Source organism: Thermus sediminis, assembly GCF_003426945.1.
Lineage (GTDB): Bacteria > Deinococcota > Deinococci > Deinococcales > Thermaceae > Thermus > Thermus sediminis.
Map to the genome: position 1 here is coordinate 1,550,075 of NZ_QURO01000004.1, position 14,206 is coordinate 1,564,280.

A 14,206-nucleotide genomic window follows, 5' to 3' on the forward strand; every position below is an offset into this window, starting at 1 on the left:
AGGCCTCCCCCTTAGGGGCTAGAGGCGAACCTTTTCCTCGATCACCGCCTCAATGTGGGCCCTAAGGGCCTTTAGGGGAATGCGGGCGAGGACGTCCGCCAGGTGGGCCTTGACCAGTAGCTCCTGGGCCAGGGTCTGGGGCAGGCCCCGGGACTGGAGGTAGAAGAGCTGGGTCTCGTCCACGGGGGCGGTGGTGGAGCCATGGGTGCAGCGCACGTCGTTGGCCCCGATCTCCAGCTGGGGGATGGAGTCCACCCGGGCCGTGGGGGAGAGGATGAGGTTGCGGTTGGCCTGGTAGGCGTCCGTCTTCTGGGCTCCCCGCTCCAGGCGGATGAGGCCGGAGAAGACGGCCCGGGCCTCGTCCTTCACCGCCCCCTTGTAGAGGAGGTCCGAGCGGGTGTGGTGGGCCACGTGGTGCTGCAGGGTGTAGTGGTCAAACTGCTGCCGCCCGTGGCCGAAGTAGAGGCCCAGCATCTCGCTCTCCGAGCCCGGGCCCAAAAGCTCCGAGGCCACCTCGCTCCGGGCGTAGGCCCCGCCCAGGTTCACCACCAGGTCGTTGAGGCCGGAATCCCGCTCCAAAAGGGCCCGCTGGCGGTGGAAGTGCCACACCCCCTCCCCAAAGGTCTCCACGTGGGCGTGGCGCAACCTGGCCCCGGGCCTCAGGACCATCTCCGTGGCCGAGAGGTGGAGGGCGGGAGGGAGGTCTAAGGAGAGGTACTCCTCAATGTAGGCGGCCTTGGCGTTGTCCTCCAGGAAGAGGAGGCTCCGTCCCGCGGAGGCCTTCCCGCCCTCCAGGAGCACCTTGAAGACCCCGAGGGGCTTTTCCACCTCCAGCCCCGCGGGCACGTAGAGGAAGGCTCCGTGGGTGAAGAAGGCCGAGTTCTCTGCGGCGAACTTGTCCTCGGCGAAGACCGCCTGGAAGAGGCCCGCCTCCACCTTCTCTGGGTGGAGGCGCAGGGCCTCGGCCAGGGAGGTGAAGACGAGGCCCTTGGCCCTCAGCTCCTCGGGGACCTCAGCGTAGACCAGGTCCGCCCCCACGAAGACCAGGAAGGCGGAGACGTCGGTCCGCTCCAGCCGTCGCCTTACCGCCTCGGGCAGGGTATCCCGGGTGAGGTGGAGCCCTTTGGGGGTTTCCACCGGGCTCTCCAAGGGGGCCTCGGAGAGGTCGGTGTAGCGCCAGTTCTCGTCCTTCCTGTTGGGGTAGGGGAGGCGGGCGAAGGCCTCGAGGGCCTGAAGCCTCCTCTTCAGCACCCAGGCGGGCTCGCCCAAGGCCTGGGAGATGCTTTCCACCTGCGTCTTGTCCAGTACCTGCATCCTGCCTCCTTGCGCGGTGAGGGGAGAGGCGCCTCTGGCCCCTCCCCCCAGCCCTTGGCCTTTAGCCGACGGAGCCCTCCATCTCCAGCTCGATGAGGCGGTTCAGCTCCACGGCGTACTCCAGGGGAAGCTCCTTGGCGATGGGCTCAATGAAGCCCCGCACGATGAGGGCCGCGGCCTCGTCCTCCTTGAGGCCCCGGGTCTGCAGGTAGAAGATCTGCTCGTCGTTGATCTTGGAGACCGTGGCCTCGTGGCCCACGTGGGCGGAGTCCTCCTCGATCTCGATGTAGGGGTAGGTGTCCGTGCGGCTTTCCGGGTCGATGAGGAGGGCGTCGCACTCCACGTTGGCCTTAGCCCCGCGGGCCCCTTCCAGGACCTTCACCAGGCCCCTATAGCTCGCCCGCCCCTCACCCTTGGAGATGCTCTTGGAGACGATGGTCCCCGAGGTGTGGGGGGCGGCCAGGATGACCTTGGCCCCGGTGTCCTGGTGCTGGCCCGTCTTGGCGAAGGCGATGGAGAGGATCTCCGTGCGGGCCCCGGGCTCCAGGAGGTAGCTGGAGGGGTACTTCATGGTGACCTTGGAGCCCAGGTTGCCGTCCAGCCACTCGTGGTAGGCCTCCCCATAGACCAGGGCCCTCTGGGTCACCAGGTTGTACATGTTGCTGGACCAGTTTTGGATGGTGGTGTAGCGGCTCCTGGCCCCCCGCTTCACCACGATCTCGATGACCCCGGTGTGGAGGCTCTCCGTGGAGTACATGGGGGCGGTGCAGCCCTCGATGTAGTGCACCTCGGCCCCCTCGTCCACGATGATGAGGGTGCGCTCAAACTGGCCGAACTCCGGGGTGTTGACCCGGAAGTAGGCCTGCAAGGGGAGCTCCACCCTGACCCCCGGGGGCACGTAGACGAAGGAGCCCCCGGACCAGGCGGCGGAGTTCAGGGCGGCGAACTTGTTGTCCTCGGGGGGGACCACCTTGGCGAAGTGTTCCCGGAAGAGGTCCTCGTACTTCTTCATCCCCTCCTCGATGGCCACGAAGATGACCCCCTGGCGCTCAAGCTCCTCCTTGACCCGGTGGTAGACCATCTCCGAGTCGTACTGGGCCCCCACCCCGGCCAGGACCTTGCGCTCCGCCTCGGGGATGCCCAGGCGCTCGTAGGTCTTCCGGATCTCCTCGGGGATCTCCTCCCAGCTCCTGGCGTCCCGCACCTCGGCGGGCTTCACGTAGTAGACCAGCTGGTCCAGGTCCAGGCCCGAGAGGTCGGGGCCCCAGGTGGGCATCGGCTTCTTCTGGAAGATCTCCAAGGCCCTAAGGCGGAACTTGAGCATCCACTCGGGCTCGCCCTTGTGGTAGCTGATGGCCTCGATGACCCGCTTAGAGAGGCCCCGCTCGGCCACGAAGACCGGCTTGACCTCATCCACGAAGTCGTACCTGTACTCCTCTCCCAGAGTCCTCAGGTCTACCTCGTTCATGCCCCCTCCTTGACCCTTTCCCTAAGCCACTCGTAGCCCTTGGCCTCCAGCTCCAGGGCCAGCTCGGGGCCCCCCTGGGCCACCACGCGTCCGTCCACCATCACGTGGACCACGTCGGGCTGGATGTAGTTCAGGATCCGCTGGTAGTGGGTGATGACCAAGGCCCCGAAGCCAGGCCCCCGCATGGCGTTCACCCCCCGGGCCACCACCTTGAGGGCGTCGATGTCCAGGCCGGAGTCGGTTTCGTCCAGGATGGCGTAGCTGGGCTCGAGGACCAGTAGCTGCAGGATCTCCCCCCGCTTCTTCTCCCCGCCGGAGAAGCCCTCGTTGAGGTAGCGGGAGAGGTAGCCCTCGTCCCAGTCCAGAAGGTCTAGGGCCTTCTTCACCTTGGCCCAAAACTCCGCCACCCCCACCTCCCGGCCGAGCCGGGCCTGGAGGGCCAGGCGGAGGAAGTTGGCGATGGTGACCCCGGGGACCTCCACCGGGTACTGGAAGGCCAGGAAGAGGCCTTTCCGGGCCCTTTCGTCGGGGGAGAGGTCCAGGATGCTCTCCCCGTCCAGGAGGATCTCCCCCTTTTCCACAAGGTACTCGGGGTCCCCGGCCAGGATCTTGCCCAGGGTGCTCTTGCCGGTCCCATTGGGGCCCATGAGGGCGTGGACCTGGCCCTTGGGGACCACCAGGTTCACCCCCTTGAGGATCGGCTCCCCGTCAACAGAAGCCCAAAGGTCGCGGATCTCCAACTGGTTCATGTCCTTGCCTCCTGGTGTCGGGTCGATCCCTTACTGCGACCCGTTTGCAGTTAGAGTATAGCCCCTGGCCCGCTGAAAGTATAGTGACTTAGTCGGGATTTGCCAGGCGGAAGGCCAAGGCCTCCGCCGGGGCCAGGGGGCTCGGGGGGAGGTGCTCCGCTAGCTTGGGGCAGAAGCGGGCCAGGGCGCGGCCTAGCTGGAAGCGGAAGGTGGGGGGAAGGCCACTCTTACTGGCCTCCAGGAGCTTTTGCCGGGCGGCCTCCTCCTCCCCCAGGCCCAAAAGGGCTAAGACCTCCACCGCCCGCGCCTGGGCCTGGAGGCCGGGGTCCTCGAGGGGGGGCAGGGCCACGACCTGGGCCAGGGCCTCGCCAAAGCTGCCTCCCCGGGCCAGGGCCTCGGCGTAGCCCAGCCGGGCCTGGGCCCGGAGGTAGGGGTTTTCTAGGGAGAGGAAGGGTTTGAGGAGGTCTTGCCCCGCTTGGGGTGGGAGAAGGAGGGCGAGGAGGCTTATGGTGTCCAGCCTAAGGGCGGTGTAGCGGTCCGTGGCCTCCTCGGGGATAGCGGCCAGGAGGTCCTTTAGGAGGCGCTCCCCCTGGGGGGCGGTGAGGTGGCCCAGGAAGGGGGGGCGGTAGGGCTGGCCCGCCTCCAGGAGGAGGTAGGCGGCCCCCAGGCGGAAGAGGGTGCGGAGGTGGCGGTAGCGGGCCTCCTTGGGCCTCTCCTGGGTGGTGCGGAAGTAGGCCTCGGCCCGCGCCAGAAGCTCTAGGGCGGCGAAGGGCCTTCCCCAGGCGGCCTGGAGAATCCCCCCCTCGCTCTCCACCCGGGCCCGGGTGAAGGGGTCCTCGGCCTCGGCCAGGGCCTTCTTGATGGTGGCTCCCGCCTCCTCGTAGCGGCCTAGCCGCCTCAGGAGGGTGGCGTACCGGGCCCGCACCCGGGCCACCTCGTCCTTAGGGGCCCCCGCCTCCTCCAGGGCCTTGAGGCCCTCGGCCATGCGATCCTGGGCCTCGAGGCGCCCCAGGCGCATGAGGAGGTCCCCCATCTGGTAGCGGGCCCTCCCTAGGAGGAGGGGGTCGTGCCCCACCTGGGAGAGGGCCCTTAGGGCCTCCCCGTACCGGCCCAGGTCCTTGGCCACCAGGCCCCGCCAAAGCTGCACCCGGTCCCGAAGGAAGGGGGCCACGGGGAGGCTCTCCGCCTCGGTTACGAAGGAGGCGGCCTTCTCGTAGTCCCCCTTCCACCGCTCTACCGCTGCCATGACGAGAAGCCCCTCCGCCTGGGCGGTCTCGTCCAGGTGTTCTAGGTCCTCCTTTGGGGGAAGGAGCTCTTCCGCCTCCCGGTAGAGGGCAGCGTCCGCCTTGGCCTCCGCAACCTTGATGCGGGCCCAGGTACGAAGGGCGGGGTTTTGCGATTGGGAGAGGACCCTCAGGGCCTCCTCCGCCTCGGGGTGGGCGTACTGGCCCAAGACGGCCCGGTAGCGCACCACCACCCCCGCCAAGGCCTCCCGTTCCTCCTGGGGCCATCCTTCCGCCTCCTCCCAGAGGCCAGGGAGGAGGGCGAGGCGGGCGGGGTCCTCCTCTAGAAGCTCCAGGAGCACCCGCCGCTCCCCCGCCTTGCGCGCGTGGTAGAGCCTGCGAAAGAGGTTTTCCCGTGGGAAGTAGTCCAGGGCCAGGCGGTGGAGGGCCTTGGGGGCTTCCTCCGGCAGGAGGCTCCGGAGGGCAGGGCGCACCAGGCCCTCCCCCACCCAGTCCAGGAGGGCCTTTTCCGCTTGGGAAAAGCGCTCCACGGGCTTCCCCAAAGCCCTTTCCAGAAGCTCCAGGGGAAAGGCAGGGTCGGCCTCGGGGCTGAAAGCGGCCAAGGCCTGGAGGAGGGGCTTTAGAGCGGGGTCCTCCTGGAGGGGGGTCTTGGGGTCGTGCTTGGCCGCCTCCAGGAGGACCAGGCGGGAAAGCTCCCCGAAGTTGCGCCCCGCTTGGTTCACCAGGGCCTCGAGGCGTTCCGGGGGCAGGTGGGGAAGCCTTTCCCGCACGAAGCGGCGGGCCTCCTCCCGGCTCGGGGGGGAGAGGGGCTGGTAGGGCAGGGTGGGCGGGGGTTCGGAAAGGGCCGCCAGGTAGGGGATGGTGAGCCTCTTTAAGAAAGGCTCCAGCCAGGCGGCGAGCCCCTTGCGGTTCCCGTCCGGACCCCTTAGGGGCAGGCCCTCCAGGCTGCCTTCCGCCTCCGCCCGCAGGAGAAGGGGGCGGCCCTCGCGGTTTAGGGCCTGGGCCAGGAGGGCGAGGGCCTCCTGTTGCAGGGCCCCCTGGAGTACGTAGGGCTGGGTGGGGGAGAGCTGGGCCAAAAATCCCCGCACCTCCTCAGCCACCCCCAGCCCCTCCGCCAGGGGCACCAGGGCCTGGGCCAGTTCCCCGCCCAGGTTTAGGAGGTAGGGTTCCTTGCCCGGCAGGGCGGAGAGGGCCCGCCCCAGGGCGGAGAGGAGGACCCCCTTGCCCGTAGCCGGGCCTCCCACCACCACCATCCTGGGCCTCTCCCCTGCTTCCAGCTCCTTGAGGAAGCGGCGGAAGGTGCGGCGCTTGTCCCTTCCCAAGGCCTTTCGGGCGGCTTCCAGGAAGAGCTCCGGGGGCGGGGGCGGGGGGGTGAGGCCCACCTCCCGGTAGAGGTCGGCCAGGATGCCGTAGAGCCGCTCCTTCTCCTCGGGGCTTCCCAGGTCCTTGTAGAGGATGTTGCGCACCGTGCCCGCCCGCCCGCCCCGTTCCGCCACCAGGGCCTCGAGCCAGCGCAGGGAGCCCTTCTTGCCCCGGTGGTCCCGGCCTCTCAGGTGGGAGCGGAGGTCCTCTAGGTAGCGAAGCCAGATAGTAGCCTCCATCATGGTGTACACACTATAGCGCCTCACCCTCGCCTTTTCCACACAAACGAGAAGCAGTGTAAAACCCCCCCGGGGAGTCCCGGGGGGGCAGGGCATCCCCAGGGCTAGCGGACAGCCTCCTCCGTGAACTGGGCCTCCTCGGTGGAGCCCTTGAGGGCCAGGGTGGAGGCTTCCCCCTGGGTGAGGGCCAGGACCACCTCGTCAAAGTAGCCTGCCCCCACCTCCCGCTGGTGCTTCACGGCGGTGAAGCCCTGGGCCTGGGCCAGGAACTCCTTCTGCTGGAGCTCCACGAAGGCGGGCATCCCCCGGGCCTTGTACCCCTTGGCCAGCTCCCAGGTGTAGTAGTTGAGGGTATGCCAGCCAGCCAGGGTGATGAACTGGAACTTGTAGCCCATCGCCCCCAGCTCCCGGTTGAACTTGGCGATGGTCTCGTCGTCCAGGAACTTCTTCCAGTTGAAGGAGGGGGAGAGGTTGTAGGCGAGGAGCTTGTCGGGGAACTCCCGCTTCACCGCCTCGGCGAACTTCCGGGCCTCCTCCAGGTCGGGCTTGGAGGTCTCCATCCAAAGGACATCGGCGTAGGGGGCGTAGGCCAGGGCCCGGGCGACCCCCGCCTCAATCCCGTTCTTGAACCGGTAGAAGCCCTCAGGGGTGCGCTCGCCAGAGAGGATGAAGGGCCTATCCCGCTCGTCAATGTCGCTGGTGATGAGGGTGGCGGCCTCGGCGTCGGTGCGGGCGATGATCACCGTGGGCACCCCTAGGATGTCCGCGGCCAGGCGGGCCGCCTGCAGGGTACGGATGTGCTGGGCGGTGGGCACCAGGACCTTCCCGCCCAGGTGGCCGCACTTCTTTTCCGAGGCCAACTGGTCCTCGTAGTGGATCCCCGCGGCCCCCGCCTCGATCATGGCCTTGGTGAGCTCAAAGACGTTCAAGGCCCCGCCGAAGCCCGCCTCGGCGTCGGCCACGATGGGCACGTACCAGTCCCGGGTCACCTTGCCCTCGGAGCGCTCGATCATGTCCGCCCGCATGAGGGCGTTGTTGATGCGCTTCACGATTTGGGGCACGGAGTTGTAGGGGTAGAGGGACTGGTCGGGGTAGGTCTGCCAGGCCAGGTTGGCGTCGGCGGCCACCTGCCAGCCGGAGAGGTAGATGGCCTCGAGGCCCGCCCGCACCATCTCCACCGCCATGGCCCCGGTGTAGGCCCCGAAGGTGTGGACGTAGGGCCGCTCGTGCAAAAGCCGCCAGAGCCTCTCCGCCCCTCGCTTGGCCAGGGTGTGCTCCACCAGGACGCTGGGCCTGAGGCGCACCACGTCCTCGGGCCGGTAGTCCCGCCTCACCCCTTTCCAGCGGGGGTTGGTCTCCCACTCCCGCCTCAGGGCCTCCGCTTCTTGCCGCATCTCGGGGGTCAACACGCTAAGGGGTTCCATCTGGCACCTCCCAGGCCCAGTCTGGCAGCGGAGGGCGCTCTAGTGTAGTGTGTAATGTTCTAAGCTTGACACACGGAGGTGGTGTGGTTGCGTCTTGACTACACCACTTTAGCGCACCTGCTGGGCGGCGACGAGGAGGGGGTCCCAGACGGGGCTATAGGGCGGGGCGTAGGCCAGGTCCAGGGCCAGGAGGTCCTCCACGCTGCCCCCCTTGGCCAGGAGGGCAGCCAGGACGTCTATGCGCAGAGCCCCATGCCCAAAGGCCACCACCGCGCCCCCTAGAAGCCTCTCCGTCCCCTCCTCGTAGACTAGCTCCACAACGAGGGGCTGGCTTCCCGGGTAGTAGCGGGCCCCGTCCCGGCTTCGGATGAGGACCTTCCTGGCGGCGTACCCCTCCCTGAGGGCGGCCTCCAAGGAGAGCCCGGCGGTGGCCACCGCCAGGCCGAAGGCCTTGAAGATGGCCGTCCCCGCCACCCCGGCGAAGCGGGCCTCCTTTCCGGCGATGGCGCTGCCGGCTGTGCGGCCGTGCTTGTTGGCCACATCCCCCAAGGGGAGCCAGTAGGGGCGCTTTAAGACCTGGTGGAAGCTCTCCGCCACGTCCCCAGCGGCGTAGACCCCTTCCAGGTTGGTGCGCATCCTTTCGTCGGTGGCGATGGCCCCCGTAGGCCCCAGGGCCACGCCCATGGCCCGGGCCAGCTCCACGTTGGGGCGGATGCCGGTGGCGACGAGGACCAGGTCCACGGGCACCGCCCCTTCCGAGGTTTCCACCGCCTCCACCCGCCCCTGGCCCCTTAGGGCCTCCACCCTGACCCCGGTCCGGACCTCCACTCCGTGGCGCTCCAGCTCGTCTTTCAGGAGAGCCCCCACCTCCTTGTCCCAGTGGGGGAGGGGGCGGTCCTTGGCCTCCAGGAGGGTGACCTCCAGGCCCCGCTTGCGGAAGGCCTCGGCGGCCTCGAGGCCGATGTACCCCGCCCCCAGGATGGCGGCCCGCCTGGCCCCGTTTAGGGCCTCTAGGAGGCGCTCCCCGTCCTCCATGCTCCTCAGGGTGTAGACCCCCTCCTGCTCCGTGCCGGGAATGGGGGGGATAAGGGGCCTCGCCCCCGTGGCCAGGACCAGGTGGTCGTACCGGTCCTGGAAGGCGCGCCCTTCCTGATGGTCAAAGACCGTGAGGGTCTTCAGGGAGGGGTCTATGTCCACCACCTCGTGGCGGGTGTGGACCAGGACCCCCTGCTTGCGGAAGGCCTCCGGGGTGCGGGCCACCAGCCCCTCTAGCTTGGGGATCTCCCCCGAAAGCACGTAGGGCAGGCCGCAGGCCCCGTAGGCCAACCAGCCGGACTTCTCGTAGACCACCACCTCCAGTTCGGGGTTTTCCCGCTTGGCCTTGGCGGCGGCGGAGGCCCCGCCCGCCACCCCGCCCACCACCACCACGCGCTTGCCCATGGGGGCCATTGTGCCACAGGAGGGAGGGGGAGGTGTCCCTAGGTCCCCGCGGGCTGGGGGATCTCCTCCCGCCAGAGCCTCCCCCCCTTGAGGTGGAGGATCCGCCCGGCCCTTCGGGCCAGCTCCAGGTCGTGGGTGACCAGGATCAGGATGCGCTCCTCCCCGAAGGCGAAGAGGAGGGCAGCCACCTGCTCCCGGCTCTCCGCGTCCAGGTTGCCCGTGGGCTCGTCGGCGAAGAGGATGCTGGGGTCCAAGGCCAGGGCCCGGGCCAGGGCCACCCGTTGCTGCTCCCCCCCGGAGAGGCGGCTTGGCAGGTGGTGCAGGCGGTGCGCCAGGCCCACCTGCTCCAAAAGCTCCGCCGCCCGCCTCAGGCGCCTGCTCCAAGGCCACCCCGCCAAGAGGAGGGGGAAGGCCACGTTCTCCAGGGCGGTGAGGGTGGGGATCAGGTTCCACTGTTGGAAGACGAAGCCCATCCGCCTCAGGCGCACCCCTGCCCGTTCGTCCTCGGAGAGGCGGTGGAGGGGGGTTTCCTCCAGGAAGACCCCGCCTTCCGTGGGCAGGTCAAAGCCCGCCAGGAGGTTTAGGAGGGTGGTCTTCCCGCTTCCTGAGGGCCCCACCACCGCCGTGGCCCCCTTGGGGAAGGCGTAGGTGAAGCCCCGGAGGGCCACCACCTCCTTCTCCCCTTGCCGGTAGCGCTTGCTGAGGTTCTCGGCCCGAAGCATCACACCCTCCCCAAGGCTTCCACCACGGGGATGCGGCTGGCGTTGTGGGCCGGCAGCAGGCCCGCCCCAAGGCCCAGGAGGAGGGCCACCCCCAAGGCGAAGAGGGAAAGCCTAGGGGTCACGGCGGAGAGGGCCAGGCCCACCTGGTCCAGGGTGTAGAGGTTGATGGCGGAGGAGGCGAGACCCCCCACCCCAAGGCCCAGAAGGCCCCCCAGGAGGGCCAGGAGGAGGGCCTCGAGGAGCACCAGGCGGAAGATGAAGCCCCTCCTGGCCCCTAGGGCCCGCATGACCCCAAACTCCCGGATGCGCTCGTAGACGGACATCATCACCGTGTTGGCCACGAGGAGCCCGCCCACGACCAGGGCCACCAGGCTAATGCCAAAGCGCACCAGGTCGCCGATGCGCAAGGCCCTCTCCGCAAAGCGCATCACCTCCCCTGCCGTCTGGGCCTTGAGGCCAGGAACGGCGCCTTCCAGGGCTCGGGCCACCTCTTCTGCCCTCTGCCCGGGGTCCAGGGCCACCAGCACCGCGCTGGCGTTCCTGGTGCCCAGCACCTCCTGCAGGACGGGAAGCGGCACGAAGATGAGGTTGTCCGCCAGGCCCCCGGTCTCCCCCAGAACCCCCTCCACCCTCAGCTCCACCCGGGGGGAGAGGCGCAGGGGGCTTTCCAGGCCGAGGGCGTTTCGCTGGGCTACCCTGGCCCCCACCACCGCCCCCCTTTCCGAAGGGAGGAGGCGGCCCTCCTGGGCCCCCAGCCCAGGATACAGGAGGTCGGGGCTCACCCCCAGAGGTAGACCCTGGAAGAAGAAGCTGGTGCCAGGGTCAAAGCCTCCCCGGGCGAGGAAGAGGGTGGGGATCACAGCCTTTACCCCTAGATCCTTCCCGGCCTCTTCCAGGGCGCGGATCTGCTCCTGGGTTATCTCGGGAAAGGCCCCTAGGCCGAAGCCCTCCGTCCCCTCGGGCACCACCTGGATGGCTGGGCCCACCCGGGAGAGCTCCTGGAAGAGGGCCCGCCTCAGGCCTTCCCCGAAGGAGAGGAAGAGGACCATGCTGCCCGTGGCCACCAGCACCCCCAGCAGGGTGAGGAGGCTCCGCACGGGCCTGGCCATGAGGTTGCGCAGGACGAGGTAAAGGACTTCCATCCCCCCAAGCTTACCCTGGGGGGAGGTCTTGGGCGTGGCCGGAGCTACAGGAGGCGCTCCACGAAGCGGGTGTCCATGGCCTCCAGCAACTCCTGGGGCCTCACCTTTTGCCGCTCAGGATGCTCGTAGTAGGCCCTTTCCGCCTCCTCAAAGTCCTCGTGGCCCACGAACCAGAGGAACTCCCTCTCCGAGAGCCAGTAGGCCCCGAGGACCTGGAAGCCCAGGGCCTGGCGCAGGGGAACGATGGTCTCCAGGAAGACTTTCTGAAAGGGCTCCCTCGCCCCCTCCTTCAGGGTGTAGCGGCGCATCTGGACCTTCATGGGCCAAGTTTAAGGCATCAGGAGGCGTGGGGAGGCGGCCCTTCGGGAAGCCCTCCCTTGTGAGGGGGCTGGCCCTCTAGGGCCAGGGACCGAATCCCCCGCTTTGTGGGTCCAGACCCTATAATCAAAGCCATGCGCACGGCGGAGATCCGCGAGGGGTACCTCTCCTTCTTTGAGAGCAAGGGCCATCTGCGCCTGCCCTCCTTCAGCCTCATCCCCGAGAACGACCCCTCCCTCCTCTTCACCTCCGCGGGCATGGCCCCCTTAAAGCCCTACTTCCTGGGGGCCAGGCCCATCTTCGGGGGCAAGGAGTGGCGGAGGGTCACCACCTGCCAGAAGTGCCTCCGGGTGGGGGACATTGAGAACGTGGGCCGCACGGGGCGGCACAACACCTTCTTTGAAATGCTGGGTAACTTCTCCTTCGGGGACTACTTCAAGAGGGAGGCCATCCTCTGGGCCTGGGAGTTCCTCACCGAGCACTTGAAGCTTGAACCCGACCGCCTCTGGGTCACGGTCTACGAGGACGACGACGAGGCCTACGCCCTCTGGCGGGACCTGGTGGGGGTACCCGAGGAGCAGATCGGTCGCTTCGGGGAGGAGGAGAACTACTGGCCTGGGGGGGCCATCACCCACGGGCCGAACGGGCCTTCTGGCCCCTGCTCGGAGATCTTCTACGACCGGGGGCCCGCCTTCGGCACCCCCGACGAGACCGGCCCCAACACGGGAAGCGGGGACCGGTTCGTGGAGATCTGGAACCTGGTCTTCACCCAGTACGACCGCCAGGGGCCCATCCCCGGCCCTGGCATCCTCAAGCCCCTGCCCCAGAAGAACATAGACACCGGCATGGGCCTCTACCGGGTGGCGGCCATCCTGCAGGGCGTGGAGGACTTCTACCGTACAGATACCTTCTACCCCATCCTCGAGCGGGTAGCCCTCTTGAGCGGCAGGCCCTACCTGGGCCAGGAGAGCGTGAGCCACCGGGTCATCGCCGACCACGTCCGGGCGGTGGTGGCGGCCCTTTCCGATGGGGTCACCTTCTCCAACACCGGGAGGGGGTACGTGATCCGCCGCCTCCTCCGCCGGGCCCTGCGCCACGGCTACCTCCTGGGCCTGGCCGAGCCCTTCCTCCACCGGCTCGCCCCGGTGGTGGCGGAGCTCCTCGGGGACTTCTACCCCGAGATGCGGGAGAACCTGGCCGCCGTGGAGCGGCAGGTCCGCCTCGAGGAGGAGCGCTTCCTGGAGACCCTGGAAGGGGGGCTAAAGCGCCTGGACGCCCTCCTTTCCGGCCTGAGGCCGGGGGAGGTCCTCCCGGGAGGGGAGGCCTTCCGCCTTTACGACACCTACGGCTTCCCCCTGGACCTCACGGTGGAGATCGCCGCCGAGAGGGGCTTTGGCGTGGACACCGAGGGCTTTAAGAGAGCCCTAGAGGCCCAACAGGAGCGCTCCCGGGCGGCTATGGCCTTTGAGCGGGAGATCTTCAAGCGGAGCGCCCAGGTCCTGGAGGAGCTCTACGCTGAGAAGGGGGCCACGGAGTTCCTGGGCTACGGCACCCTGGAGGCCGAGGCCCAGGTCCTGGCCCTCCTGGCGGGGGACGAGAGCCTAGGGGAGGCGGGCCCCGGCACCGAGGTCCAGGTGGTCCTGGACCGGACCCCCTTCTACGCGGAAGGGGGCGGGCAGATCGGGGACTTTGGCCTTTTGGAGTGGCCCGGGGGAAGGGCCCGGGTGGAGACCACCCACAGGACCGAGCAGGGCATCTTCCTGCACCGGGCCCGGGTGGAGGAGGGGGTCCTTCGGGTGGGGGAGAGGGTGCGGGCGGTGGTGGACCCGAAAAGGCGGGACACCGAGCGGAACCACACCGCCACCCACCTCCTCCACGCGGCGCTAAGGGCCGTGCTGGGTCCCCACGTGCGCCAGGCGGGAAGCCTCGTGGCCCCGGACCGCCTCCGCTTTGACTTCACCCACCCCGAGGCCCTCACCGGAGAGGAGCTTGAGCGGATAGAGCTCCTGGTGAACCGCTGGATCCTGGCGGACTTCCCCGTCACCTGGCGCTACCTGCCCCTGGAGGAGGCCAGGAAGGAGGGGGCCATGGCCCTCTTCGGGGAGAAGTACGGGGAAGTGGTCCGGGTGGTGCGGGTGGAGGGGAGCCCCCTAGAGGGCCTCGAGTCCAAGGAGCTCTGCGGGGGCACCCACGTGCGCCGCACCGGGGAGATCGGGGCCTTCCTCATCCGGGGCGAGGAGGCGGTCTCCGCCGGGGTGCGCCGCATAGAGGCCGTCACCGGGGAGGGGGCCATCCGCTTCGCCCGGGGGGCCCTCTCCCGCCTGAAGGCCCTGACGGAGCGGCTGGAAGTGGGGGAGGCCGCCATAGAGGAGCGCCTGGAGAAGCTCCTCGCCGAGCTTCGGGCCAAGGAGAAGGAGGTGGAAGGCCTCAAGGCCCGGCTGGTCCAGGCGGCCTTGGGCGGGGGCGGGGGCCTGGCCCTGGAGGAGAAGGGGGGGCTTAGGTGGGCCGCCCTGAAGCTTCCCGGCCTGGACCTGGCGGCTCTTCGCCAGGCGGCGGACGACCTGGTGGGGCGGGGGGCCGACGTGGCCCTGGTCCTCTCCGGGGGGCAGGCGGTCCTGAAGCTCTCCAAACGGGCCCAGGAGAAGGGCCTCGAGGCGGGAAGCCTCTTCCGGGCCCTTGCGGAGCGGGCCGGGGGTCGGGGCGGGGGCAAGGGGGCCTTGGCCCAGGGCGGGGGGCTGGACCCCGAGCGGGCCAGGCTGGTCCTTCCCGAGCTCCTCCCGTAGA

Annotated in this window: 10 protein-coding genes; 1 reads left to right on the forward strand and 9 read right to left on the reverse strand. The window is 68.9% G+C overall.

From position 1 onward, the window contains the following. Window positions 1-18 precede the first annotated feature (18 nt). From sufD to ATI37_RS09035, 9 genes are all read right to left on the reverse strand, one after another. A complete protein-coding gene (gene sufD / locus ATI37_RS08995) occupies window positions 19-1,314 on the reverse strand; it encodes a Fe-S cluster assembly protein SufD (protein ID WP_117238058.1) in 1,296 nt (431 codons plus the stop codon). 61 nt (window positions 1,315-1,375) lie between these two features. Then, complete coding sequence (sufB, locus tag ATI37_RS09000) at window positions 1,376-2,782, reverse strand: Fe-S cluster assembly protein SufB (RefSeq protein ID WP_117238059.1); 1,407 nt, start codon at window positions 2,780-2,782, stop codon at window positions 1,376-1,378. Next, entirely contained in the window at window positions 2,779-3,531 is a 753-nt protein-coding gene (gene sufC / locus ATI37_RS09005) for a Fe-S cluster assembly ATPase SufC (protein ID WP_117238060.1), read from the reverse strand. The genes sufB and sufC overlap by 4 nt, the downstream gene beginning before the upstream one ends. An 88-nt stretch (window positions 3,532-3,619) precedes the next feature. Next, the gene (locus ATI37_RS09010; protein WP_408646681.1) at window positions 3,620-6,379 is read right to left on the reverse strand and encodes a hypothetical protein; all 2,760 of its coding nucleotides are present in this window, start codon (window positions 6,377-6,379) and stop codon (window positions 3,620-3,622) included. Window positions 6,380-6,480: 101 nt separating this feature from the next. Beyond that, entirely contained in the window at window positions 6,481-7,800 is a 1,320-nt protein-coding gene (gene aceA / locus ATI37_RS09015) for an isocitrate lyase (RefSeq protein WP_117238061.1), read from the reverse strand. A gap of 108 nt (window positions 7,801-7,908) precedes the next feature. Further along, entirely contained in the window at window positions 7,909-9,240 is a 1,332-nt protein-coding gene (locus tag ATI37_RS09020; protein WP_117238577.1) for an FAD-dependent oxidoreductase, read from the reverse strand. A 38-nt stretch (window positions 9,241-9,278) separates the two neighbouring features. After that, on the reverse strand, window positions 9,279-9,962 hold the full coding sequence (locus ATI37_RS09025) for an ABC transporter ATP-binding protein (RefSeq protein WP_198665537.1): 684 nt from the start codon (window positions 9,960-9,962) through the stop codon (window positions 9,279-9,281). Continuing rightward, the gene (locus ATI37_RS09030; protein ID WP_117238063.1) at window positions 9,962-11,104 is read right to left on the reverse strand and encodes an ABC transporter permease; all 1,143 of its coding nucleotides are present in this window, start codon (window positions 11,102-11,104) and stop codon (window positions 9,962-9,964) included. Before ATI37_RS09030 ends, ATI37_RS09025 begins: the two co-directional genes overlap by 1 nt. 44 nt (window positions 11,105-11,148) lie before the next feature. Further along, window positions 11,149-11,424, reverse strand: coding sequence for an NIPSNAP family protein (locus tag ATI37_RS09035; RefSeq protein ID WP_117238064.1), 276 nt, complete (start codon window positions 11,422-11,424; stop codon window positions 11,149-11,151). 132 nt (window positions 11,425-11,556) lie between these two features. Here ATI37_RS09035 and alaS point away from each other — a divergent pair, with 132 nt between their 5' ends. Then, a complete protein-coding gene (alaS, locus tag ATI37_RS09040) occupies window positions 11,557-14,205 on the forward strand; it encodes an alanine--tRNA ligase (RefSeq protein ID WP_117238065.1) in 2,649 nt (882 codons plus the stop codon). Window position 14,206 lies beyond the last annotated feature (1 nt).